General features: G+C 32.6%; 19 protein-coding genes. 6 read left to right on the top strand and 13 right to left on the bottom strand.

Going from position 1 to position 24,556, the window contains the following annotated elements:
- The 8 genes from DD829_RS02455 to DD829_RS02425 form a co-directional block, all read right to left on the bottom strand.
- Positions 1-1,142: hypothetical protein (locus DD829_RS02455; protein ID WP_228408104.1), on the bottom strand; the 1,142-nt coding region annotated here is incomplete at its 3' end.
- On the bottom strand, positions 1,132-1,812 hold the full coding sequence (locus DD829_RS02450) for a chromosome partition protein MukE (RefSeq protein WP_116547485.1): 681 nt from the start codon (positions 1,810-1,812) through the stop codon (positions 1,132-1,134). The genes DD829_RS02455 and DD829_RS02450, both read right to left, overlap by 11 nt.
- Positions 1,785-3,107 carry a hypothetical protein gene (locus DD829_RS02445; RefSeq protein ID WP_116547484.1) on the bottom strand — a complete coding sequence of 441 codons (1,323 nt, stop codon included), beginning with the start codon at positions 3,105-3,107 and terminating at the stop codon, positions 1,785-1,787. The genes DD829_RS02450 and DD829_RS02445 overlap by 28 nt, the downstream gene beginning before the upstream one ends.
- A 4-nt stretch (positions 3,108-3,111) precedes the next feature.
- On the bottom strand, positions 3,112-9,693 hold the full coding sequence (locus DD829_RS02440) for an NACHT domain-containing protein (RefSeq protein ID WP_116547483.1): 6,582 nt from the start codon (positions 9,691-9,693) through the stop codon (positions 3,112-3,114).
- A gap of 27 nt (positions 9,694-9,720) precedes the next feature.
- The gene (locus tag DD829_RS02435; protein ID WP_410493801.1) at positions 9,721-12,096 is read right to left on the bottom strand and encodes a TrlF family AAA-like ATPase; all 2,376 of its coding nucleotides are present in this window, start codon (positions 12,094-12,096) and stop codon (positions 9,721-9,723) included.
- 62 nt (positions 12,097-12,158) lie between these two features.
- A complete protein-coding gene (locus DD829_RS24035; RefSeq protein ID WP_185144290.1) occupies positions 12,159-12,692 on the bottom strand; it encodes a hypothetical protein in 534 nt (177 codons plus the stop codon).
- Between the two features lie 200 nt (positions 12,693-12,892).
- On the bottom strand, positions 12,893-13,225 hold the full coding sequence (locus DD829_RS02430; protein WP_228408102.1) for a hypothetical protein: 333 nt from the start codon (positions 13,223-13,225) through the stop codon (positions 12,893-12,895).
- 25 nt (positions 13,226-13,250) lie between these two features.
- The gene (locus DD829_RS02425; protein WP_108410004.1) at positions 13,251-13,511 is read right to left on the bottom strand and encodes a helix-turn-helix domain-containing protein; all 261 of its coding nucleotides are present in this window, start codon (positions 13,509-13,511) and stop codon (positions 13,251-13,253) included.
- Positions 13,512-14,532: 1,021 nt separating this feature from the next.
- Here DD829_RS02425 and DD829_RS02420 point away from each other — a divergent pair.
- Positions 14,533-15,348 (top strand): DUF6597 domain-containing transcriptional factor, encoded by an 816-nt coding sequence (locus DD829_RS02420; protein ID WP_108410005.1) that lies wholly within the window; start codon positions 14,533-14,535, stop codon positions 15,346-15,348.
- Between the two features lie 126 nt (positions 15,349-15,474).
- Positions 15,475-15,957: a DUF6265 family protein gene (locus DD829_RS02415; protein WP_123906788.1), complete on the top strand. Its 483-nt coding sequence runs from the start codon at positions 15,475-15,477 to the stop codon at positions 15,955-15,957.
- A 16-nt stretch (positions 15,958-15,973) separates the two neighbouring features.
- On the opposite strand, the gene DD829_RS02410 is transcribed toward DD829_RS02415, so the two are convergent.
- The 4 genes from DD829_RS02410 to DD829_RS02395 form a co-directional block, all read right to left on the bottom strand.
- The gene (locus DD829_RS02410; RefSeq protein ID WP_108410007.1) at positions 15,974-16,495 is read right to left on the bottom strand and encodes an AAA family ATPase; all 522 of its coding nucleotides are present in this window, start codon (positions 16,493-16,495) and stop codon (positions 15,974-15,976) included.
- Between the two features lie 229 nt (positions 16,496-16,724).
- Complete coding sequence (locus DD829_RS02405; protein ID WP_116547482.1) at positions 16,725-17,084, bottom strand: hypothetical protein; 360 nt, start codon at positions 17,082-17,084, stop codon at positions 16,725-16,727.
- Positions 17,085-17,322: 238 nt separating this feature from the next.
- A complete protein-coding gene (locus DD829_RS24440; protein ID WP_116547481.1) occupies positions 17,323-17,538 on the bottom strand; it encodes a helix-turn-helix domain-containing protein in 216 nt (71 codons plus the stop codon).
- Positions 17,489-18,973: a tetratricopeptide repeat protein gene (locus tag DD829_RS02395; protein WP_123906787.1), complete on the bottom strand. Its 1,485-nt coding sequence runs from the start codon at positions 18,971-18,973 to the stop codon at positions 17,489-17,491. Before DD829_RS02395 ends, DD829_RS24440 begins: the two co-directional genes overlap by 50 nt.
- A 270-nt stretch (positions 18,974-19,243) precedes the next feature.
- Here DD829_RS02395 and DD829_RS23335 point away from each other — a divergent pair, with 270 nt between their 5' ends.
- The 4 genes from DD829_RS23335 (at position 19,244) to DD829_RS02375 (ending at position 23,078) form a co-directional block, all read left to right on the top strand.
- Positions 19,244-19,672, top strand: a complete 429-nt coding sequence (locus tag DD829_RS23335; protein ID WP_123906786.1) for a MauE/DoxX family redox-associated membrane protein — start codon at positions 19,244-19,246, stop codon at positions 19,670-19,672.
- A 328-nt stretch (positions 19,673-20,000) separates the two neighbouring features.
- Positions 20,001-20,267 (top strand): hypothetical protein, encoded by a 267-nt coding sequence (locus DD829_RS02385; RefSeq protein ID WP_123906785.1) that lies wholly within the window; start codon positions 20,001-20,003, stop codon positions 20,265-20,267.
- A gap of 136 nt (positions 20,268-20,403) precedes the next feature.
- Positions 20,404-21,888, top strand: coding sequence for a serine hydrolase (locus tag DD829_RS02380; protein WP_108410717.1), 1,485 nt, complete (start codon positions 20,404-20,406; stop codon positions 21,886-21,888).
- Positions 21,889-21,926: 38 nt separating this feature from the next.
- On the top strand, positions 21,927-23,078 hold the full coding sequence (locus DD829_RS02375) for a serine hydrolase domain-containing protein (RefSeq protein ID WP_108410716.1): 1,152 nt from the start codon (positions 21,927-21,929) through the stop codon (positions 23,076-23,078).
- Between the two features lie 96 nt (positions 23,079-23,174).
- On the opposite strand, the gene DD829_RS02370 is transcribed toward DD829_RS02375, so the two are convergent.
- Positions 23,175-24,551: a RagB/SusD family nutrient uptake outer membrane protein gene (locus DD829_RS02370; protein WP_108410715.1), complete on the bottom strand. Its 1,377-nt coding sequence runs from the start codon at positions 24,549-24,551 to the stop codon at positions 23,175-23,177.
- Positions 24,552-24,556 lie beyond the last annotated feature (5 nt).

The following is a 24,556-nucleotide window of genomic DNA, read 5'->3' as shown; positions in this document are numbered from 1 at the left end:
TACCACTCTTTAACTTTATCTAACTGATTGTCATTTAATGTCAACCAATTATCAACTGTTTCTACAGATGTTTTAGAATGTTGTATATTAAAATACTTAGTTTCTATTTCCTCTTTATAACTATCATTATAAGCATGATTAGCGATAGTTTTTTTCTTGTCTAAAAGTTCCTCTAAGTCTTTTATCTTGGACTTTTTAATTTGATTTTCAACAAAGTTAAGTTCAACCTTTTTATATTCTAATTCCCTTAGTGCTTTTTGTTTTTCTATTTCTGCTTTTCTCTTTAAAGTATGCCAATAATGATATCTATTAAGTAGGTATTCGGTATAAGTTGTTTTATATATTTTGCATTTATCGAGTGCATTTTTTAGAGAAGATTGTTTTTTGTTTATCAAATCAATTTCTTCCAGATATCTTTTATGTTCGTTGAAATCGTTACTAATATTTCCCACTTCCTCTCTGTATTTTTCCATAATGATATTTTGTTCATCATCACCGAAAAGGAATTTTTTCAGATTTTCAGATTCTGTTTTAAAACCTTTACCTCTTGAAAAAGACCTCAATATATTTGCATAGGTTTTTAATGTTTCATCTTTTGTTAAATCTAGAGAGAGAATTTCATTATTATAAAGAATTTGATGATAGCTTTTTTTACTGAATGACTTTACTCTAGCAAATTCAACTTTTTCAGCTAGACTACTTAGTGTCTCGACTTTATCATTTATAATTAAATCCTTCGTAAAAATTGGACTATTGAGAGGTGTTAATGTTTCCCAATCATATCCATTTTGGATAATGAACATATTAGCCGTATTATTAGTACTTTCAATATATGCACCAATCACTATGAATTGTTTGGGTATTAATTCAATATTTAAAAAAATATAACCTCTGGAAGATGATTTCCCAGCAGAAGCCAAAAGCATCCCTTTTACATCTCTATCCTTATTACCATCTGTCGCAGATTTAAATTCACTTGAACCAACTAGAATCAATTGTATCATATCAGCTATCATGCTTTTTCCGCTACCACTTTCCCCACTAAAATCCGTTCTGTAAGGATGAAATAAGTAATCAGCATTAAAATGTTGTTTAATACCTATGGTAGATAAACTATATATGCGAGGAAAATTATTCTGCATTTTTCACTTCTTTAATCAAACTGTCTATTGTCTCTATCTGAGGTTGGTATGCTGTTCGTAATCTTTCAAAGGAAGGCATTATTTTAAATTTGTTTTTTTCAATTTCATCATCCCACATTAACCACCCTAATTCTCCAAACTTGATAAAAGATTTTTTCACAACATCTTCAAACCTCTGGTCATTTAAATCAGAGCCTTTGTCAGAAGAATTATCATTAATCAATTTTCTCAAAGCATTTTTTTCTTCTTCGTATTCTTCATAAAGAAGACTTGTAAAATCAGATATACTATCAAGTTCAATATTGCCATCCAATTTGTACATTTTCAGAAAAAGCATACCAACAATAATAAATTCATTTTTCAAATAGTCTCTGTTATCAGAAGGGACATTACTTTTTCCGTCTTCATTTATATCCAAGTAATGATACTGATTGAATTCATTCCCTTCCTTTCTTAGGTTAAGATTGAAAAAGTCTTTATAATAATTTTTCAAAGACTCAAAATTTTCATTCTCATTTAAGAAACGAAATAAATTTGCATCCAAAGGATATTCTCGTTGAATATGAATACCACTTCTAAGTGTGTAATCTAATTTAGCAAAAATACCCACAGCTTTCTTTTGATAAAGAAAACTATATTTTTCTACTTTTTCTGAATTGTCATCTGCCATAATGATATTCTTTTATTTGCAATATAATTAACACGCTCTTGTTTAATTTCAACCTTATATCGCTGTTTTGTTTTTGTACTTTTTCTCAAAACACTATGTGCTGTTTTAACGGCAATTGCCAGTCGGTCTGTATCTACAATTTTAAAAAAAAATGGGGTAAAAACTAACGAACCTTTTTCTTCCAGTTCCTGAAATGCCAAATTTGTCCAATACATTATTCTTTCTTTATCTTGTTTCCATTTTAGGGTCTTATCTAACAACTCTTTTCTTTTAGGAATATCAATAGCCCTTTTAATAACTTCAGCAGGTAATTTAGGACTTATTTCTCTAATTGGGAAAATATTGAATGTGAGAGAGTGCTCTATTGATTTTACTTTTAATGCAGAAAGATTATTAGGAAATTGAATTCTTTTCGAACTTTTCTCTTTTTTAACAAAAGATTTTTCCAACAGATAGTTAATAAATTTATTGGTTTTCCTGTCAAAATCTTTCTTATTAAAATCATAAATAAATTCCCTAATTCTGGGTTTTATTTTTTCAATTCTCTTGCTTATCTGTTCTAATTGACTTCGGGAATTATCATGAAATTTTTGAACCTTTTGAATATTCTCAATATAATTGTAACTATCATTTTTTTGAAGAATATCAGTTAGTAATTCATCAATATCATATGATATTTGAAAAGCATTTTTGAGTTCAGATGCTTGTTCTTTTATTACTTCAAGACGGATTTCTATTTCTTTTAAAATATCAAGAATACTTTGGTCTTCCGATTTAATATTGATTTTGAAGTCAGTAACAGATTCGTTTACTTGTTGATCCAATATTTCAATTTGAGAAATAAGCTCAGGCATTCGTATATCAAAATGATCTTCAATCCATTCGTTGAAGTCTTTGTCTGTTTCAATATATTCTGTGAGGCTTTTATGTAACTCGTCAAAAAACCTTTTTATTTTTGCAGGATTATATTTTTCGATGAGACGTTTTTCAATATTTTGACAAAGTTCCAATCCGTACTTTTTAAATTGATAGGTTCGTTTCGTTTCATTACGCCACAAGAAAGATTCCTGTAATCTTAAAATTATAGTATTGTTTCTGTTGTATTCTGTTCGATTACTTTCATTATTCCCTTGATCTTTAAAAATCTTATTTATAATTGAAATGATATTTTCTTCCGTGAAATCTTTATCCCTATACTTGGCATAAAGAGACAGGAGAATCAATCCGTCATTTTTTTCTGGGATTAATTTCTCATATTGATATTTTGCTTCTCTGTATAGATTAAAGGTTTGCATTTAACTATAATTCAATTTCTATGTTTCTATCTAATTTGTACCAATTCATATGGCTTTCTGGTATATATTCATCGGCTGAACGCTTCAAATTGACGTTAAAACAAAGGACTAAATTGTTTATCTTCAGGTAATCTATTAAAATCTCTTTTTCTATCTTGAAAGTTAATCCTTCGGATGAAGGCTTATATCTTCTTCTATCCGTACTGGATGTGTAGGCGTTAATCCATCTAAAAGCCTTTAAAGGGAAGCAGCCTTGGTTTATAATAATATCTAAAAGATTTTTCTTTTCGATATCAAATTTTAAAAATGTATCAGAAAACAAATTAGTATTTATTAAATCCTTTTCACTTCTATAATTGTTATATGATATCTGAACCAAATGAACTATCTGATTAATAGGAAAAGTAGATGAATTATATTCAGCTAAAGGTAGCTCATAAGCGTATTGATTTTCTAATTGAATGAATGGTAAATTGTCAATTCTTGTTAAATCAAAATCTCGTTTCTTTAGAAAAGCTCTAACTTCAAAATAACAAGTCCCATTAAGTTCCTTATATCGGTTTACTCTTTGGTTACCATATTCTACCAATGTAATATAATCTCCCTCACGATTGATAAGATTGTTTACTAGACTACCAAAATCATTAAAAGTTAAAAAATCTTCTTTAGAAATATTTTCGGGTATCCAATTGATATAATTAGGACGAGTTACGATAGAATATATTAGTTTAGAAGGATCGTAAACTCTAAATTTATACTTAATCCTTTCAATAAATGAAGGATCAAAGCAATTTCGTTTTATTTTGGAATGAAAAATTTTGTTTAAGCTACTCTTAACCTCATCGTAATAAGGAGATTGTATTTCAATTGTATCAAAGTTAGTATTTATATTATATCTCTGATGAACAGCTTCCTCTTTTTCTTTATCATAGTCTTTCCAGCCTTTAGATACAATATCCCAATAAACACTTTCAAATATGAGATTACTTTCTTCATTTTCATTTATTTCATAAATTAAATTATATTGTAATTGAGAATAGGTAAATTTAATTTGTTTGTATTCCGTATTTAATTTTTCTTGGTGAGAACACCAATTATAGAGTTTAAGTATTATCTGAGAACACCATTTAGGTAAATTCGAGAGAAAAACATATCGTTTATATGCAGAGTTTAATAATTTGAACTTTTTTAATTCTTTCTTTGCCAAAAATGAACTGTTAGATTCGTTAATTAAAAAAAGTAATTCTTTTGTTGTTTCTAAGATATTAAAATGCTCTTTTTTCAAAAGACTTATAAACTTATCCTTAAATTGAATAAGTATTGTTTGGTTTTGTAGAGCAATTGCTTGAAGGACGATAATGCTATGTTCAACTTCATTATCATTACCATTTTCAATACCGAAATGTATGAACGTCTTTATGTAATCTGAATTATCTTTAATCAAGTCATAAGCAGATTTTAAGGCAAGTTCTCTGATTTTTATGGCTGGATAATTGAAAAGCCAAACCAAATGCTTTATTGTAACTTCAGAAAATGATAGTGTCTCAGAATACTGTGAGATAAACTCATATTTGTTCTCTTTATCCGGCAGACCTAAAGCGAGTTCTTTATTGTATTGTAAGTTTGCTTCATAATATGTTTTGATGGATTCATCGTTAAAATAGGCTTGATATTTTATAAGCTTATTGATAGAGTTAGTTAAATCACCACTATATTTTCCTTTTTGTGTATAATAGCTTTTTAAAAGGAATTTCTTTCCAAAATCAGAATCTATTTTCAGAATAGTTTCAATAATATCAAAATCTAATTTATCCGGATCATTATTTCTCTGAAATAATAAACTGTCAAATTCAAATTGCGAAGCCGATAAAACAATTTCTTTTGCTTTATTGATATCAATATTTATTAATCTATTTGCTATTTTTAGTAAAGAAGTAGACCTGATTCTATCTTTTGTCCATTTTTCAATGAAATTAAGTAAATTATCAATGTTCATTATTGAGCATTGATCTACTAGGCTAAGAACTTCTTTGTCTGATAGTACCTGATAAAAAAGAATATCTCTTTGCCAATTTACATTATGCAGAATATTTTCAAAAAATTGTTCTGTATCTAATTTTTCATCCACATAGCCCCTTAAAGAGTTACTAGAGAGAAGCTCATCAATGTTTGAAATGAATTCATCAAAAAGTTTTTCAAAATCTCTTAACTTTAAAGTAACATCAGAGTTGAAATGTACTATCTTGTTTTTTAGAACAATATACTCTCTAATGATTTTATACTTATTCTTTTCAGTAATGAGTTTATTTTCAGGAGAAGTTTCATTATAAAAACTTTCAAACACTGATTTTGCTGAATGATATTCCTTTCTCAGCGATTGGTTTCGCCTATTTTGAGTTTGAATATCAAATTGAGATTGTATATGAGCTTCAAACCTTCCATAACTTTCTTCAAAAAGCTGAACCAACTCTTCGAACGATAATTTTGGAAATTGAATAATGAATTTATCTTTTTTAATGTTTTCTTGTTCAGGAACATTATTAGTTGATTTTTCATTATTAGTTATAATTGGCTCAGGCAAAGAATAAACAGTATAATCAATTCCTTTTTCAATCAGTATTTCTGAAAATTTGTTTAGTTCTTTTATATCTTCAAGTTCAACTAAAGTATTGAACTTTACAATATCGACTATTTTAGTAATGACATCATTATTATTAAAATGTATAGCTCGTAATAATAATTTCTTAGTAAGGTGTATAAAATGAGCCTCACTAGTTCCGCCGTTTTTCCATCGTGGCAAAGTCTTAATAACAGCTAAATACAGTTCCAAGTCATCATTGGAAGAATTTTCTATCAAAGGACCAATTATTATATCTAGTGCTTCATCTCGTGCAATATTTGGTTCCTCTATTTCTATTAGCCTAAAAGCTAATTCAGGATATTTATCCGCGGTAAATGCAATTAAATTAGAAATACAAATATGCTGCATACGACCATTTCCGGCTTCATTTAATAAATCCTGAATATGAAAAACTTTCGAAAGGCGTTGCAATGTATTATCTGGATCTATTTTATGGATTAATTCCATTGGCTCTATAATATCGGAAGATTGATAATCTTTTCGATGGCTAACTCCAAAAGAAATATCTATGAGTTGATTATAAATTCTTTGAAAATCTTCTTTAAAACGGCACATTCCATAGCTTTCAGAAACCTCTGCCAAGTAAGAGGTTAGTGTAACCGTATCTTGCTCTAATCTTGCTATTTCTTCAGCGTGTGTAATGACTTTATAGGTTAGCTCTGTAAAATTTTTATGTTGACTGTTATAAATTTCATTTGCAATTGTCAATCCAACCGAATAATGTCTAAATCCATTTCCACTTTTATCGAAGTTTATCCAATAGTTTACTAATTTTTCAAGATTTTCTTTTGACAACACTTGTGTTGACAGCCTGAATATATCTTTAAATATATGTTTAATACTGCTTGCAATGAAATAATCATCGTTATTCATATCAAACAAACCATTAGCTCTAGTTTGAAATACTTTTTTACGTTTTACATAAAGACTTTCAATACAATCTTTAAATAATTTTAAAGTTGCCTCCTCATCCGAATCGTTATTTCTTACTGTATTCCATATATCGGATAGAATAAAAATGGAATCATAAATATCTTCTGCTGGACTTGATAAATAGGAACAATTTAACTGTAGTTTTGGTATTAATTCTGGCTGAAAAATCCAAACAGGTTTCAAATCATTATATAAGTTGATAATTTCTTTTCGTAATTTATAACCCATTCTCACTTGTTCTATTACTTTTTCAAATAGTTCAGGTTCTGGAATATCTCTTTTCGGAAATAGTTCTATAATTTCTTCATTACTTAAAAAATCAGAACATAAAGAAATAAGTTTAAGATATGTTTTATCAGAAAGATTTGAAAAATCAATTTCTTTTATGATTTTAATAGCTGTATTTTTTTCTGTTGGGACAGGCAACAATAATTTTATTAATGCTAATTGGATTTTTGGAAATAACTTTTGATCTTCCTTAAAAACTTTTGACAGCTGAAGTAGCTTATTGTATTGTTTACATTCTGTTAAATGATTAATAATCTCAAATTTCATTTTAAGATTAATTCGAGCATTTTGTTTTTCCGAATGACTTTTCTTAAGATAGCTTCTATTGTGTTTATTTGATTCCTGCCATTTAATACTATCTATCTCATTGAATAATTCAGCTATATCATCATATATCAAGGATTCTGCTTCAAATTCTCGGGTTATACTTTTACTATCATGATCTTTTAAAAATTTAGAAAGACCCTGATTAATAATGTTTTGAGGAAGTAAATTCGCTGTGTTTTGATAATATTTCCCCAAATAATAGCAAAAACCATCTTTGCTAGTCAATACGAAATCGCCATCCCAAATCATTCTTAGGCTATTAGCAGTTTCATTAACATTCAATAAAAGAATTGGGAAATCAATGTCTGAGTTTTCTAAATTCCAACTTGCTCGATCAAACTGAGTTTTTAAAAAAGCTATTCTTATAAATTCAGAAAGAGAACTTTTCTCTATGGTTGCTTTTAATGCTATTTCGAGATTTTCTTTAATTTCTTCAAGAGATCTATAGTTGTCCCAAGCAGATTTTATCCATTCTAATGTTGTAGCAGAAATTATCTTATCATATTCTCCAACCTCATATAGATGAGAAAAATAATTTCTATACGCTTCATCCGTAAACGGATTTTGTTCATAAAATAAAATTAATGCTTTATTGAAAGTACCTTTTAAATCCTCAGTTTTTGATATGACAAATTCACGGAAACTATTATGAAATATCGAGTATGCTCTTCCGTCTATTTGTTTCAGCAGGTGAGAAAATACACTAATTACACTTTCGACTTCTGTAAGAGTTCTATTTTCACTTGCGATTTTTAATATTTCTTGTATGGTTGCAATAGAAGTATTTTCTTTTCTATATGCTAAAACTGCTAAAACCCACTTTGCAAAAACATTATCTTCTATCTTTTGGAACAAATATTCGTGATAGGAATTAATCTTTCCGTCGATAAGATTGGGTAAATCCTCTAACGTTTTTTCATAATCTCTTTTATCAATTTTTATTAGAAGTTCAGAAATGTAATGAAGATAAATCGGAATTCCTCCGGATACTCTTTCAATTGCATCGAGGATGTTACTCGTATCAATAACTTTGTTATCAAGATATTGTTTTATTTCCATTTGAGTAAAGGGAGAAACTTTAATATACCTTCTTGCGTCAGAATCTATTTGAAGTTTTACAGATGGAGATAAAACTGTATCATACTGTGAACTTAATATAAAGTAAATATTGTCTGGTAAATCACCTTTGATATAATTAAGCAAAGATTTCTCTCCAAGTGTAGTGTCCCGATGTACGTGATCTAATCCGTCAATTATGAATATGATTTTCTTTTTTAGCTTGCTTAATTTTTCTATATAAGAACTGAGTTTTTCTTTATATCGTTCTGAATATTTATCTGGTAAATCAACTTCTGGAAAGTTTTTCTCAATGGCTACACATAATGATTTCAAAAAATAATATGATTGGTGTCTTAATTCGCCGAAATCATTTTTTGTATCAGGAATGAAACAATAATAGGCCAATGTGATATCATAATGTTGCTCTTTAAATTTCGTAAGTGCTGTGGATTTACCAATACCCGGAAGCCCTTCAATAAAAATATAACCTCCTGGAAGTTCATCCAACCCTCTTTCAAGTTGCTCAAAAAAAGGTTGATTAGGCACATAAAATTCATCATCAATTATTTTAAAATAATGTGATAATTTTTCTTCAAACCTATCTAAAATACCAAGCTCTTTTAGCACTAAATCTTTTGTTATACCTTCTCCTGAAATACTCCATTTTACAGTAGCGTTTAAAAGTCGTTCAAGCAAACTTGTTTCAATACCAATCATTTCCAATTTAGATTTAAGAACATTCTGGATTTGCTCAATAGATTCCTGACTAAATTTAAACTCCAAACTCTTTATAAATTCATCGAAAGAATCTTCGTCTAGTGAACATTCCTGTCTTATTTTTTCTATTGTTTCTTTGTAATTCTCATAATTGGGCAAAGAATCATATCTGACATCAGATTGTTTTAAGAATTCAAATATATTTGTTCTTATCTCGCAAAGACTATGATTTACATTTTCACTTGGTCGTTTTTGATTGCTTTCCTTTTTAGTGGTAAATAGTGTTATAGAAAAGTTTTCACTATTTCGTTTTACACTTAAATATCCCTCTGCTAATTGCTTGAATAATGATTTCTTAACTACTTTACCTTTATCGTTTATTTCAGATTTAAGTAGATTGTAAAGAGAATAAGAATTATCCTCATCTTCAGACCATTTAACTTGAAAATAATCAATCTTATTTTCTCGATATATGATAATGTCATCTATATGGTTACCTTTCTCATAATTCTCCAATCTAATCTGACGTATATCTGAATTGAAAAATAGACAATCAATAATTTTAAGTGCTGCAATATTATTCTGATAATAAAATCCTGCTTGTGATGCTGAGCCTTCCATCTGTATAAATTATCTTCTAAAACATTCTTAATGAAATCTATATTTCTTTTCTCTTAATATAAACGCTTCTTTGCCTCCTTCTACTATTTCAGCAACATGCTCCCTTATTCCCATTGACTTCAGCAAATCAGTCTCAGATTCATTTATAGGAAAAGTGTTTTCAATAGCCCCATTAATATAGTCAAATTGAAATTCACTAGAAGATTCAGAATTATTTTGTCCTTTTTGATTAGCAACAATAACATTTTCTGCATCCGAATTAACAACAATGTTAGCATTGTGTGTAACCACTATAATTTGTCTTTCTAATTTTTTGTTTTTAAGATAATATACCAAATCTCTTGTGATAGACCTGTTGTCTAAGTTATCTTCAGGCTGGTCAATCAAAATTGGAGATTTAGATTTACTTAAACCTATGATAAGCATCAAAATAACAAAGCTCGCTTTACCAGTAGACATTTCGCCTAGCTTGTCATTTTTATATGTTATCTTCCAGTAATCAAAATAGTAATCATCTAGTAATGCTTTGATTGCATGTTTTTTATTAATCTTTGGAAGAAGTGCGTAAGAGTTATTCATAATGTCGCTAAAAACATTTAGAATCCCTTCCTTAACAGATGAAAATTCACATTCTGCTGTAGCCTTTTTTTTGTTATCAAGAATTTGAGGATAATGATTATAGGATGCAGTTCTGCCATCACTTATTTCATATATATTTTTATATAGTTTTGGAAAATTGAATTGAGGAATCCCTTCAATTTTTAATCCATCTTTTTCTAAGTCTAAAGTTCTGTCTCTTAATTCGGCAATTATATTCACATATTCATTATAAGACTCTTCATATATTTTGAAAATATCTTCGTGGGTACTCTGAACGAGTGCTTTTTTATCTATAATCTGTTTTCCAAGGCTATCTATTTCACTCAACAATTTTTTATCGTTTGCAATCGACTGATTTAAAACGGTTATTTGTTTTTGAATATCCTCATTCTGTTGAAAAGGCTTGATAGCAAGATCAATTGCAGTAGCTTCGGATTCAATTATATCTTGTTCTGTTTTGAATGGATTCTCTTCAACAAAATATTTTGCTCCTTCTTCATTGGTTTCAATCTTCAATTCTTTTCTTAGAGTTGATATAGTATCTTTCAGTGAATCTATCTCAGATAACTTATCTTCATAGTAGGATTTTATAGAACTTAGCTTAAGACTACTTAACAAATTATTTTTACTACTAATCAAATCTTCCGCAACCTTATCTAATTCTTTGAGTATGGTTTTGGTAGATTCAAAATCAGATTTAAAATCTGTAGATTTTTGATCGCTTATTAACTGTCTTTCTTGGATTTTTTTATATTCTTCTAATTGCTCGGTTGTTAGACCTGCCGCTTTATTTAATTCTTCTACTTTTTTCGTGTTTGAAGCAATATTCGTTTCAAGGACTTCTTTGTTCGATTTTGTTTTGAGTTCGTTTTCAAGATTTTCTGTATCATCAATTAGCTCAAAATATTTATCAATAAGATCCTCTCTTTCTTTATCATATTGTCTTACATTTCGGATAAAATTATCATATCTTGTTTTGGAATCATCATCTTCGTTTATTAAGTCTCTAACCAATTTATTCAATGGTCTTCCTTTTTTATTGACTTCAGGTTCTGCTAATTTTACTAAATAATTTTGTGGAATATATTTAATGTCTGGAATAATAGAATTTTCCCCATCCTCTCTAAACATTTTTTGAGAGATTCCTGCTCTAGAAGTTATTTCAAAATTAAAGTCAGGATCTAAAGATGATAAATCATATTTTTCTTCTCCATTTTCATTTAAAAGAATACTATGGTCCGGTAAAAGCGTTTTTGCAATAGAATACAAAAGAATTGATTTTCCAGATGATTTTCCCCCAATAATTACGTTAAGATTCTGATTGAGCTGTATCATTTCTGGAGTGAATACATTATTAGGAGAGTGAAATTTTACCCGATCAATGACGACCTTATCTTCTTTAAAGTCTGGCTTATCAGTTTGGATTTTCACTCTCTGTTCGGGTTCAAAGCAGATTTGACGTAATCCTTCAAAGGTTAACTCTGCTTTAATCCATGTAAATTTACTAAACAGCGTTGATTCTTTATGTGAATCACATCCTACAAGGCATGACTTTAATGAGCCTCTTTGACGTATCACATCATTTACTTCTTGTTTATAAATCTCTTCATTGTACCCATCTGTACCTTCTAGTCTTTTGCCTAAAAAGTAATTGATGTCTTTAATATTAGTTGAAAAAATCGCATGAGAAATTTTATAAATTGAACTTCTTAACCCATCAAGAGAACCCTCTTCATTTTCAAATAAATCGTAATGTTTTTGAACCGCTGATGCTCCATCGTTATTAGAATTACTAACAACCAAAATACAATTGTCACGAAATTTTTTATTTTTATTCAAAACACTTTTAAGGGTTTTCAAGTCTATTACAAACTATCAATCCCTTTCTTATATCTCTGCTCATCAGTTGTAAGGTTAGTATCTAATTCTCTTCCATAGTCGGTCAATCCATGTCTGTTCATTTTTTTACCATCTTGATTTTCGATGTGTCCAAAAAAATCGTTTTCGAGATGAGGAACATATTCTGGATTAAAAAGACAATGAATATTAATCAACTTTCCTCTGTCTGTAGCAGGAAGCATTCTTAATTCAACATTCGGAAACAAAAATATTCCTTTAATAAAAGCGACTTCTTCATCTGTGAACAACTTCTCTCCAGTAGCATTTTCTTTATTCTCAATTTCAGACACATAATCCACAGCATCTAAATATCTGTTTATTGAAAAATAATCAGTAATACCAATAGCTTCAACCTTGTTATCAAATGCAGCTTTAAAAAAAATATAAAAGAAATCTTCTGTGGAAGAAGATGTAAATTGATCGTTTTTATTTGTACCTTTAGTATGGACATGAAAGTTCCATTTCCTCCATTGAGACCCATTATTAATTTTCGTAATCATAGTTTTAAATTTAGACAAGAATTTTTATTAGCAATTACGGAAAACCGTAGTTTGCTAATAATTCTTGTAACTCTCTAAAATTAACGAAAATTATTATTTGAATGAAATTTTATAAATGAAATTTCTCAAATTACGAAATGTAGGTTTCATCATCTAAATTTTATAAAAAAGACAATTGAAAATAAAAAGTTATATTAAACCTACATCCCAATCTCCCTGTTCTTTCTAACAGGCTTCAACTCATCCGCAAAATCCAACATAAAAACCTGACTTCCTACGAATGGATTATAAGATGGCTGATAATCAATATAGCCCGAAGAATGCAGATTCTTCAGGCATTTATGATAGGTGGCCTTTGAGCGGATTTTACTGATGCGCATCACCTCATCACGAGAAATACTGACCGGATTTCGGAAACGGCTGAAATTCCAGAACTGGAATAAGGCTAAATAGAGGCTGATGTGTGATGGATTAAGCGTATTATCATGAGCCACCTTTTCATAGAAAGCTGTGAGGTGTTTGATATAATTCATAATTTAGTTTTGGTGCTTCGAAATATCATTGCTTATTTTTCAGCATTTCTTCAATGTCTTTGTAATTGTAATATAATGTCCCACCGACACGGGTGTAAGATAAAGCTCCATTGATCCGTAGCTTCTGCAATGTTCCGGAGGAGATTTTCAGAAGTGCTTTGACCTCTGACGAACGCAGCCATAATTTCTGCTGGGAAATCTTGATTTGAAAAAGGTTTTGTATGTCTTCCAGCAATTCGGTTCTAAATTCCTGAAGGTCTTCTTTGGTGATTAGGTTTACGATCATAACTACTTCATTTTTGTTTTTGACTTAGTTTTCTTCTACAAATTTGTAGCATTAAAACATTGAAAACAATAGTGTTATAAGGACGTGGTCTAAATAAGAACAATCTGGATGATGCAGGAATCTTTTGGAGATTAAAAAAGAATAAATTGGAATCTACTACATGGTTTACAAGAAAAAAGACGAGTTCCGAAGTCTTTTCCCCTTTTTGCAAAAAAGGCAAGAGAGTCTTGGATATAAAACTTGAAAAGTTTGTATATACAAAGACACATCTTGCTTAATTGTATCGCTGATTTTTCAGAGCTCTGAAATATGACTGCATTTAATTGATTATTAATAAGTTGTATTAATTGCTTTTGAAAAGAAAAAAAACAGAAAAGACAATGATATTAGGGCTGCTCAATTTTTGAGCCGCATTTACAGTATCCGGCTCAAATCCTGCGCCGGGTTAGGGATGACCGGCTTACTTTTTGAGCCAGGTAAGCGTGTTGTGGTAAAAATTTTGAGCCGGTTTTCAAAAAGGGTGCTCAATTTTTGCGCAGGGATATGAGTTGCTATAGTTTCTTGGATACAGTTTAGCAATATGGCGATTTAATTTTTGAGCCGCATTGATTGTATCCGGCTCAAATTCTGCGCCGGGTTAGTGATGAACAGCTCACTTTTTGAGCCAGTTTTCAAAAAAGTGGCCCAATTTTTAACCATGGATATGAGCTACTTTACTTTCCTGGATACAATTTAGAGATATGGAGGTTTAATTCTTGAGTCGCATCAACAGTATACGGCTCAAATTTTGCGCAAGATTAGTGATGACCGGCTCAATTTTTACGCAGGATTGGTGTTGAGTTGCTTAATTTTTGAGCTGGTTTTAAGCTGACCTGTGCACATTTTGCGCAGGTTTTCAGTTAACCTGTACTTAAATTACGCAGGTTGATAATAGATTATCCATCAATCACTTTATACGAAGATTGATTATATTTGATTTACTTTGAAGTTTTTAAATGAATAACTTTTGTAAAGAAGCCAGATGAATTACCAGACATTTGAACCAGATCGGGACTTAGCGGCATTTATCAGATGTTATTGGACACTGGAAAGCCCGAAAGAAGAAAAACCTGAAAAGCAAACCATCGTTCCTGACGGATGTATGGAGATGATCTTTCATTATGGAGATCTATATAAACAATATTTAGATAATGGGAACAGCATTATCCAGACCAGATGTTTTGTTATCGGACAACTAACACGGCCACTTGAGATCGAACCGACCGGCGAGACACGAATTTTCTCCGTTCGCTTTCATCCCGAAGGATTTTTGCCTTTTACCACTATTCCCATAAAGGAGATGGAAAATACTGCTGTTTCATTAGAAAAGCTTTTTGGAAAGGATGGACAGGAAATTGAGCAACAGATCTTAAATGCCAATTCAACTTCGGAAAGAATAAAGTTTATTGAAAAATTTTTACTGGATCGGCTGACTGACACAGAAACCATTGACCGCCTTGTACGATCAACGGTTGAAACGATTATAACAGCCAATGGACAATTCTCGGTCGATGAACTGTCCAAGCTTACCCAAGTCGATCGAAGACAATTGTTACGCAAATTTTCTTCAGCCATTGGCCTAAGCCCTAAACAACTATCCAGGACGATCCGATTGCAGTCTGCGCTCAAAATGCTGCTGAACGATCAGTTCTCCAACCTCGCAGAACTGGCTTACGAAAACGAGTACTATGATCAGGCACATTTTATCAAAGAGTTTAAAGAATTTACAGGATCTACACCCAAAGAATTTTACGGTGGTCACCTTACGATGTCCTCTCTTTTTTACGGCACGGATTAGACTTGTCCCATTTTTACAATTTTAGGTTTAAAAAACATTGCAACTTTGTCATCTAAACTTTCAGCAAGGAAGTTATCCAGTGTTTGGAAATTAAATAAAATGACAATTATTCAATGAGTGAAGATTATGAAAACAGGAGCAAAATTTTGTATTACAGTCGTTAGTTTGGCTATTCTTTATGCCTGGACAATAAAGCAGGCAAACGACATTCAAAAAGTGGAATGGCTGATCGGTACCTGGGAAAACAAGACCCAGAAAGGCAGCATCTATGAAACCTGGACTAAATCAGGACACAATGAATTTTCCGGGAAAAGTTATATTGTAAAAGACAAAGACACGATCGTTTTTGAAAATATCCGGCTCGTGCAGGAAAATAAAAAGTTGTTTTACATTCCGACTGTTAAAAATCAAAATGATGGTCTGCCTGTTCGTTTTGCCGCTAAAGCAATTTCCGAAAATCAATTGGTCTTTGAAAATCCACAACACGACTTTCCGCAGATCATCGCTTACACAAAAATCACTTCCGATTCATTGATAGCCGAAATTTCAGGAACAAAAAACGGACAGAAACGCAAACAGACCTTTCCAATGAAAAGAATGAAAAGGTAAAAATGTAGATAAGCTTCTATTTTCTCATACTACTTATCTTATCCAATATTTGCTTTTTCCTGTTCTCTAAAGTTCCGCTTATTTCCAGAACTTCATTGCTGAAATCTCCGATCCAGTCTTCTAAAATATCATTTACTTCTTGTCTTAGATTAGGTAAATCAGATTCCTGACACGATATTAAATCGACGTTTTCTATGGGAACAAAAACCAAAAAGTCAATCTCAGCAATTGCCGCGGCCATCTCTTCGTAGAGATCAGATATATTTTTCTTTTTGCCAACCGCATAAACATACGCCAAGAGGTCTAATGGACAACGGTCAAAAATCACATTGTCTCCACTATTCTGTAGCTGTTCTACAGAAAAATTGAATTGCTCAATATAATCGTCCAATGTCGGTATCTCTGAAAATAGATATCCTTCCTCCTCAAGTTGTAAGTAAGGTTCATTTATAAATTCGTAATCAGGTAAACTATCAGCAATCTCTTCCGCCAAAGTTGTTTTTCCGACCCTGTGTGAACCAGTAATAGCTATTCGCATAATTATTTCTTTTATAATACAGCACTTTTCTTAATCTTCTAATGATTTCAGACACGATGTACTGAATTTAATATAAAAACTCAATATTTTTTATAAGGGCTATTCTTCAAATATAGATTTTAGTCACAAGTAGCTCAACCGAATTTATATTATATTATTTTTTTTAAATTACTTATTCTAATGATTTCTAAACAATCTTCACTTAGTTTTACACTGCCTCCACAATCGTTCAATGGCAAAGGAACATTGTCCAGATAGCTATTCTGTGAAAATTTAAAAGTTCAATTATTCTATTTCTATTTTGAATTCTCATACTTAATAACTTTTTCATAAAGTTACAATTAGTAATTAATAGTATCCCTATTTGGTAATTTAAGCAGTCTTTTCCAGGTCGAGTATATATTTCTAATTTTTTCAAATCCTCAATTATCTCATAACCAGTCACTTTTGGATTTGATTTAATTTCAATAGCGATTATATTATTATTAGTTGTAGTATGATGATGGATAACTAAATCAGGAATCAAAGTATTATCAAGTTTATAGCTTGGTAAAAATGTTAATCCTTTTCTCAATTCTCCATTCTCCATTTATATACCAATTGTGTCCGGTATAAACTAACCTAAGTTGATGATATAATGCAAAAGCTCTTTAATTTAAATGAATCTGACCTTTGATTGCTGGAATCTTAAAATATTCAGGAGCTACATTCAGTAATGCTGTTTTAAACTTAGTCAAATGTTCATCTTTAAAACTTTTTGCCATACTTTTTATAATATAAAATTCAAATTTACACATTGCATCAAAATATATATGCAGTTCGTCAATTCAATCTTCCTCAATCTCCTTCAATCTCTTCTTTATAAATTCGGTTGGTCTCATGCCATTGATTTCTAGGAAGTGTGCGGAGAAGGATTGCCTGTTAGACATTCCACATTGGTCTGCTAAAACGTGAATATTATATTTAAGATACTCTTTGTCTTCTATCAAAAGATTAGTAATATACTTGATTCTTAAAATTTTCAGATACTGTGTGAAAGACATTTTCAGATGCTCGTTCAGTACATAAGACAATTGGGAATGGTTTCTGGTCTTCAAACTTTTTAAGTTTCGCTTTGATATCTTCTATAACCTCCGGACTGAATGGCTCTTTTTTATTGGAAAGTATGGGAACTGTTTCAAAAAGATCATTGTGGTTTCTCATTTTTTCCAGCAGTTCATAATACTTAATATCAATTCTTTTCTTTTTCACCCGCCGCCGGTAATCCAGTGTAATAAGTAAAATAATCAGGGTCGCTACAACCGTAGCAACAGTTACTACGTTAAAAATATAATGTTTCTTTTTCAGCAATTGTTTATCCTTTATTAATTGAACCCTGTCATACTTGTGATAGATTTTTGATGCCATCATTGGAAAATCAGCAATGAGAATTGAATCCATTTTCAATAGTTGATCGATATAATATAACTGCCTGTCAACATTATCATTCTGTTTTGCATCAGCAATAAGATACTGATAATTCGAGCGGATCTCCGGGCTTACGAAACGGAATTTATGAATCATAGAATCCACTTTATTCAGATAACGCAAAGATTCAGTCCTGTTTTCTTGTAACCAATATACTTTTCCTAAGTAATAGTAAACCATCGTCAATGAACTGTAATCCTGATTATTAAGTAAAATATCACGTGATAATTTTAAATGTTCTAATGCCTCGGTTTTACTTCCTTTTCTCAAAAGCTGTACGCCTTTTCCTGTTTGAAGACAACCGTATTCCAGTAAATGATCATCAACATTTTTCAGTTTTTGCAAACCCATATCTATCAACGAATCTTCTTGAGCGTACATCCCGATATTTCTATAACAGGTGCTAAGCCGATAAATACTATTATAATATCCCGCTTCATTATTCAGCCTGGTGTTGGAATGAAGATTTTCTTTGAGACGTCTCTCAAAATACCTTGCCGTATTTCGAAAATGTTCAGCCGCTTCCTGGTAGTCTCCCAGATAACTTTTTACCATTCCGAGGTGGTAGACAACCTTGTTTCTCTGATAATCATTGTCTGAATTTTGAGACCATTGATAAGCTTTGAGATATTGTTCCAAAGCCTGCTTATACTGTCTTTTGTTGTAATAGTAAATGATTCCTTTTCGGAGGTAAGATCTTGAGATCAAATCAGGAAATTTTGTTTGCAATGCCACAGAAATGGCACTATCAGCATAAGATAATTTGCGGTCTACATTTTTAGTATAAAAGATGGCTTCTTCATAACCGATGATTTGCTTTTTAAAACAATGCTCTCTTTTGGCTTTTTGGATACACCTATTTACAAAAACTATTGCTCTTTCATCATTTTCAGGATAACCCGCATACAAGTCTGAAATCGTCTTGTATGTTAGTTTTTCAGAATCCTGTGCCATCATAAAGAAGGGCAATAGATTAAAAATCAGCAGTAAAATCTTATGATGATAATTCATAACAATAAGATATACTCAAATTTACCTGAAAAATCCTTTTAAAATCACTTAGAGAAATCAACGTCCAGATATCAATCGCAAAAACGACACAAATATTTTATTTTCAGTTATTTAAAAATAAAAACAGTGGTAAAAATGTATCATTTGTGACTTATAAAAAGATACATCTTTCCCACAAACGCTTTCCCCAGACTTTCTGTCACTGTAATTTAGCCTTCATAATTCAAGGCATTTAAACCGGAAGGAAAATTTAAAAAACTAATAATGATTATGAAAAAGTGCAAACTAATAATCGTAAAATTCACAAGCTACTTTTTTATACTGCCGTTTTGTTATGCAGCTATAAGTAAGTTATCGGATTTTGATAATTTCCAGTTGCAGATTTCAGCATCACCATTGTTGAATGGATCATCGCAATTCCTGCCTTACATGATAATCATTGTTGAATTTCTAATCGCAGGATTGTTATGCTACCGGAAAACCAGAACTACAGGACTGATAGGAAGCTTTGTTTTGATGTCCATTTTCACCTGGTATATCGCTTTACTACTAAGTACAAGTAAAAATCTGCCTTGTTCCTGCGGCGGAATTCTGGAGAAAATGAGCAGGCATCAGCATTTATATTTCAATATGGGCTGTGTCATTCTTATTGTTATCGCATTAGGTTTACATCTAAAATACAGCAGGCCTGCTGACTAAGTATGTTACCGTAGTTGCTTACGGATGATTATGACTGAATTTGCTATTTATGTTCAACCTTAAAATTAGACAGCCGAAAGCTGTTTAACGATCCGAAATTCTAAAATGTATTTATTAACAACAATTTGTTTGAGAATATGTAGAATAGGATATTTTGGTACGACAAGATTTTTTAATCTATGGGTATAATTAAATGACTTTACCTACGCAATCTTACATCTCAGACAGGTTTCTAAAGTTTTTATGGTAATCTTTTTTGATGTATAAAAAGACCGGAATTATGAAACTTAATCAAATTTTGAAAGCCAATGCGGTAGCTATTGCTGCCGTGATATTCTCAGGGGCGGTGATGTCGTTTAAAGTGATGGAGAAAAAGTCTGCTGACAAACAGTATTTTTACAACAGCAGTGATGTGTCAGAAGGTGCTTTCGCTGAAGTCGCCAACTGGCAGGAAGGCACAAGTCCATCCTGTATTACGTCAGGAAACAGACCTTGTTCAATGACCGTTCCGGAAGGAAGCAGCCTGAATGATGTGATCGACGGGCTGACCAACGCCCAGGTTCTTGCGATTCACCCAGGTGAAAGAAGACCGTAAGCGATCATTTCTTAACAATGCAGGGCTGGAATTTTCCAGCCCTGTTTTTTCTTATAGTGAAAAGAGCGGTTTTTATAAATGTAACAAATTGATTATTACGATTGTCATTAGTATAAATAACCACTAAATATTTCAGATGAAAAAGTCATTTCAGATCATCAAACTTATGTCACTTCTGTTTGCAGTATTATTTTCAAAACACCTGACTGCTCAAAACACCACAGACAGTATTGATATATTCATCAAACAAAAAATGGTACAGTCGAACATTCCTGGTCTTCAGTTGGCAATTATACGGAATGGAAAAATTGATAAACTTCAAAATTACGGTCTTGCAAGCCTGGAACATCAGGTAGCAACAAGTTCAGGAACAACCTTTTCGATTAATTCTATGACCAAAGCTTTTGTAGGGGTAGCAATAATGCAGTTGCAGGAACAGGGTAAATTAAACGTAAAGGATCCGATATCCATATACATTAACGACATTCCTAACGAATGGAAATCTATAAGGATCGATCAGCTTTTAAGCAATACTTCCGGTCTTCCTAATAATATAGACGAAAAAGAACAGGTATTGGGGAATGGTGATGAAAATCGCAACTGGGAAATGGTAAGAAAATTACCAATGGAATTTAGTCCCGGAGACAAATTCAGTTACAATCAGACAGGATATTATATTTTAGGAAGGATCATAACCAAACTCAGCGGCCAGCATTTCACAAAGTTCATTGAAGAAAATCAATTCAGGCCGTGCGTTATGGTCTCCACTCGTTTTGGCGATTCAAACGATGTCATTCCACATAATTCAAACTCATATTCCACCATTTACAATGATGGAGGAAAGTGGATTAATGATGGTAAGCTGCATAATGCCTATGCCACTTTTCCTCTGTTTTTCAGAACTGCAACCGGGATTATTTCGACATCCGAGGATCTGGCCAAATGGCTTATTGCACTCCAAAGCAAAAAACTGTTGAAAAAACAGTCAAGCCTGGATCAGATGTTTGCTACAGCCAGACTGAATAACGGAAATATCAGAGGATTCAATAAGTTGACCAATGGTTATGCCCTGGGCTGGCCAACAGTGGTCAGAGAAGAGCATCCTGCACTGGCACCCGTTGGCGGAATGCGCTCCGCATTGTTTGTCTATCCTCAGGACAATTTATCGGTAATCGTGCTAACCAATCTTCAGGGCTCAAACCCCGAATGGTTCATTGATGAAATTGCCGGTTTCTATCTTCCGGATATGAAATTAAAAAACGGCTTCGGATTAAGTAAGAATTTGAAGTTCCTGCGCCAGCAAATGTTAAAGAATGATTTTAAAGATGCCAATAAAATTTTCAACAAAATCAGTAAAGACGATAAAAATTTTATTCTGACCGAGGATGAAGTCAATTCCTGGGGGTATCAGCTTATAGAACAAGGCAAAAAAAATGAAGCAATGGAAATTTTTAAATTGAATACCCTGTTGTTTCCCAAAAGTTCCAATGTCTACGATAGCTATGGTGAAATACTGGAAACACTTGGAAATCGTAAGGAAGCCATCCTTAACTACAGGAAATCGTTAGAGCTGAATCCTGACAATAACAATGCTGCCAACTATTTAAAAGATAAAAAATGAGAATGTATAAGTAAACACATTTTAAAACTTAAGCCTATATGAAAAAAACGCTATTAATGTTCACTTTAATCTGCGCATCATGCTATTTTGCGCAGACAGGTTCCATAAAATTTCCTACCGACAATAAATTAAAAACACCATTCGATTCTTTGGTAGATCGATCGGTCTCTGCATTTATGCAGAATAATTTGAGAGTCGGTATTTCAGTAGGTATCATAAAAAATGGAAAGAAATTTATCTATAATTACGGCTCAACTGAAAGAGATAAGCAGGATCTTCCGACAGAATATACCATATACGAACTAGCTTCCATTACAAAAACATTCGGTGCTACGCTACTGGCAAAGGCCGTTCTTGACAAAAAGGTAAACCTGAATGATGATATTAGAAAATATCTGAAGGAAGATTATCCTAATTTGGAATATGATGGAAAACCGATCACGCTGCTCAATCTGGCAAATCTCACATCCGGATTACCGAACTGGATGCCGGATAAAGATCTTTTCGGAAACGCAGATCCTGATGCTATCCCTTTCATCTTAGATTCTGTTCACACAAAATACAGTAGAGAGGATCTTTACCGTGATCTGCATAATGTCAAACTAAAAGCTCTCCCGGGAAGCGTATCCCGACACTGTAATACAGCGGCACAACTGCTCGGTTTCATTATGGAAAACGTTTATAAAGACTCATTTGATAATCTTTTAAAGATATATTTCACCAAACCTCTTAAAATGAAAAACACCTACCTGCTGGCAACGGGAAAACTGCCACGAAAACTGGCAAAGGGCTATGACGGTAAAGGACGTTTGATGCTCGTTATCGATTGGGAAGACATGCAGGTTGCAGCCAGTATTGCTTCTACAAGTTCAGATATGCTGAAGTATATGGCTTTTCAGCTGGATGAAACAAACGCTGCTGTAAAACTAAGCCACCAGCCAACTTTTGGAAAGGTTGAAGACGGTGCCGTCGCCCTTAATTGGAAAGTAAAAAATAATGTAAATGGCAGAAGAAGTATTTCCCATACCGGAGGGAGTTTGGGATTTAGTAGCTATATGGTCTTTTATCCTGACTTGAATTCCGGTATTGTTCTGTTGTCAAATGAAGCAGACCAAGGCACTCAAAATGAACTGATTAATTTGGCAGATAAGATAATGATCCCTATAACTCGCGGATCAACCGGAAGGTAAGGTTTATCCTTGGTCCCAGGGCACCCAAGTGAAAGAAGACCGTAACTCATCAATCCTTAACAATGCAGGGCTGGAAGTTTTCCAGCCCTGTTTTGTTTATCTCGGATTCTGCGGCATTCCGCTCAGAGTAATGATGTCTTCCGGAATAGCGATTGCATAGCGAGGGTCGTTCGGTGGTAAGCTATAAGTTTGTCCTGTTACCGTTCTTGTCAATGTAATATTAGCGCCATCGCGATTATACCGTTTGAGGTCTGGCCATCGGAGTCCACGGATCACAAGTTCTTTCCGTCGTTCTTTCAGAACAATATCCAAAGCCTGTGCCTGTGAATTGGCAGTTATAGGAACAAAGGTTCCTGTTTTCCATCTTTTGACAAGCAAGGCATTAAGATAAGCCATACCTTCCTGAATCCTGTTCAATCTCACCTTGCATTCAGCCGCCATCAGGTACAGCTCATCGGTGGCCACACTTACGAGCGGACCATTCGCATTATTGTAATACGCTTTAAAGAGCACTTCATTTGCTGCATTCGTACCGAAGAATACGGTTTTCCGCAAATCATTATTATCATACATCTGGTAAATGTGGTCAGGGATTTTGGTCGGAATCAGATGATATTCGTATTTCATCGCTGCCCAGAGCAGAACCTCTTTGTTCATTTCCGCAACAGGATAATCTGCATTAGGATTCAGGGTATTAAAATCCATCAGCTCACCACCAAGATTCAATGCCGCTTCCGTATTGCTGAGCGCTTTCTCATAATCTCCCATAAAAAGATAAGTTCGTGCTAACAGCCCATAAGCCGCTGCCCTTGAAATCCGCATCCCGGAGATCTGTTTTGGTAAAAGTAGTGGAATGGCAGTCTGAAGGTCACTGATGATCTGCTCGTAGGTCTGCTTAACCGTTGACCGGACTGACGGAATATTCATATCCGGATCGAGCCTTAGCGGAAGACCCAAATCTGTTCCTGCGGTTTGAGGATTGTAGGCTGTACACCAGATCTGTGCGGCATCCAAATAACGAAAAGCACGCAATGCCAATGCCTGTCCTCTGATATTATCAGCCTGCTCACCTGTATAGTTTTTATCCTTCATATTGAAAAGTACGGCATTACACACATAGATGCTCCGGTAACATGCGGACCAGTCATTTCCTGAAGAAACAGGAGTAGCCACATTATCCGGCATCCAGGTATAAAGGCGTTTGGATGCCTCAAAGCTTAATGCGTTATAATCCGCATCCGTCAGGTAATAGTCATCCGAACTCGTTTCACCGCTAGATGCAAAATCGACATTCAGAAAACCGTAGTTATTAAGCAGCATCTGATTATCTTCCAGTTTATCGGGTGTGGCCAGCTTCAGGTCTGATTTTTCGTCCAAAAAATCACTACAGCTCAAAACGGATAGTATTACCGGTATTAGCAGTGATGATTTAAAGAGTGTTTTTATAATGTTCATTGTCTTGATCGTTTTCATATCTC

Source organism: Chryseobacterium sp. HMWF035 (assembly GCF_003094695.1).
GTDB lineage: Bacteria > Bacteroidota > Bacteroidia > Flavobacteriales > Weeksellaceae > Chryseobacterium > Chryseobacterium gambrini.
The sequence above is the reverse complement of the archived record's forward strand: the minus strand, read 5'-3'. Positions and strand labels throughout refer to the sequence as shown.

Bases quoted from the DNA above. Each gene is read 5' to 3' on its own strand.
- DD829_RS02430 (WP_228408102.1), bottom strand. From the start codon at position 13,225: ATGAATTATATCAAACACCTCACAGCTTTCTATGAAAAGGTGGCTCAT.
- DD829_RS02420 (WP_108410005.1), top strand. From the start codon at position 14,533: ATGAATTACCAGACATTTGAACCAGATCGGGACTTAGCGGCATTTATC.
- DD829_RS02450 (WP_116547485.1), bottom strand. From the start codon at position 1,812: ATGGCAGATGACAATTCAGAAAAAGTAGAAAAATATAGTTTTCTTTAT.
- DD829_RS02395 (WP_123906787.1), bottom strand. From the start codon at position 18,973: ATGAATTATCATCATAAGATTTTACTGCTGATTTTTAATCTATTGCCC.
- DD829_RS02425 (WP_108410004.1), bottom strand. From the start codon at position 13,511: ATGATCGTAAACCTAATCACCAAAGAAGACCTTCAGGAATTTAGAACC.
- DD829_RS02445 (WP_116547484.1), bottom strand. From the start codon at position 3,107: ATGCAAACCTTTAATCTATACAGAGAAGCAAAATATCAATATGAGAAA.
- DD829_RS24035 (WP_185144290.1), bottom strand. From the start codon at position 12,692: ATGATTACGAAAATTAATAATGGGTCTCAATGGAGGAAATGGAACTTT.
- DD829_RS02410 (WP_108410007.1), bottom strand. From the start codon at position 16,495: ATGCGAATAGCTATTACTGGTTCACACAGGGTCGGAAAAACAACTTTG.
- DD829_RS02415 (WP_123906788.1), top strand. From the start codon at position 15,475: ATGAAAACAGGAGCAAAATTTTGTATTACAGTCGTTAGTTTGGCTATT.
- DD829_RS02370 (WP_108410715.1), bottom strand. From the start codon at position 24,551: ATGAAAACGATCAAGACAATGAACATTATAAAAACACTCTTTAAATCA.
- DD829_RS02440 (WP_116547483.1), bottom strand. From the start codon at position 9,693: ATGGAAGGCTCAGCATCACAAGCAGGATTTTATTATCAGAATAATATT.
- DD829_RS02380 (WP_108410717.1), top strand. From the start codon at position 20,404: ATGAAAAAGTCATTTCAGATCATCAAACTTATGTCACTTCTGTTTGCA.
- DD829_RS02405 (WP_116547482.1), bottom strand. From the start codon at position 17,084: ATGGAGAATGGAGAATTGAGAAAAGGATTAACATTTTTACCAAGCTAT.
- DD829_RS24440 (WP_116547481.1), bottom strand. From the start codon at position 17,538: ATGTCTTTCACACAGTATCTGAAAATTTTAAGAATCAAGTATATTACT.
- DD829_RS23335 (WP_123906786.1), top strand. From the start codon at position 19,244: ATGAAAAAGTGCAAACTAATAATCGTAAAATTCACAAGCTACTTTTTT.
- DD829_RS02375 (WP_108410716.1), top strand. From the start codon at position 21,927: ATGAAAAAAACGCTATTAATGTTCACTTTAATCTGCGCATCATGCTAT.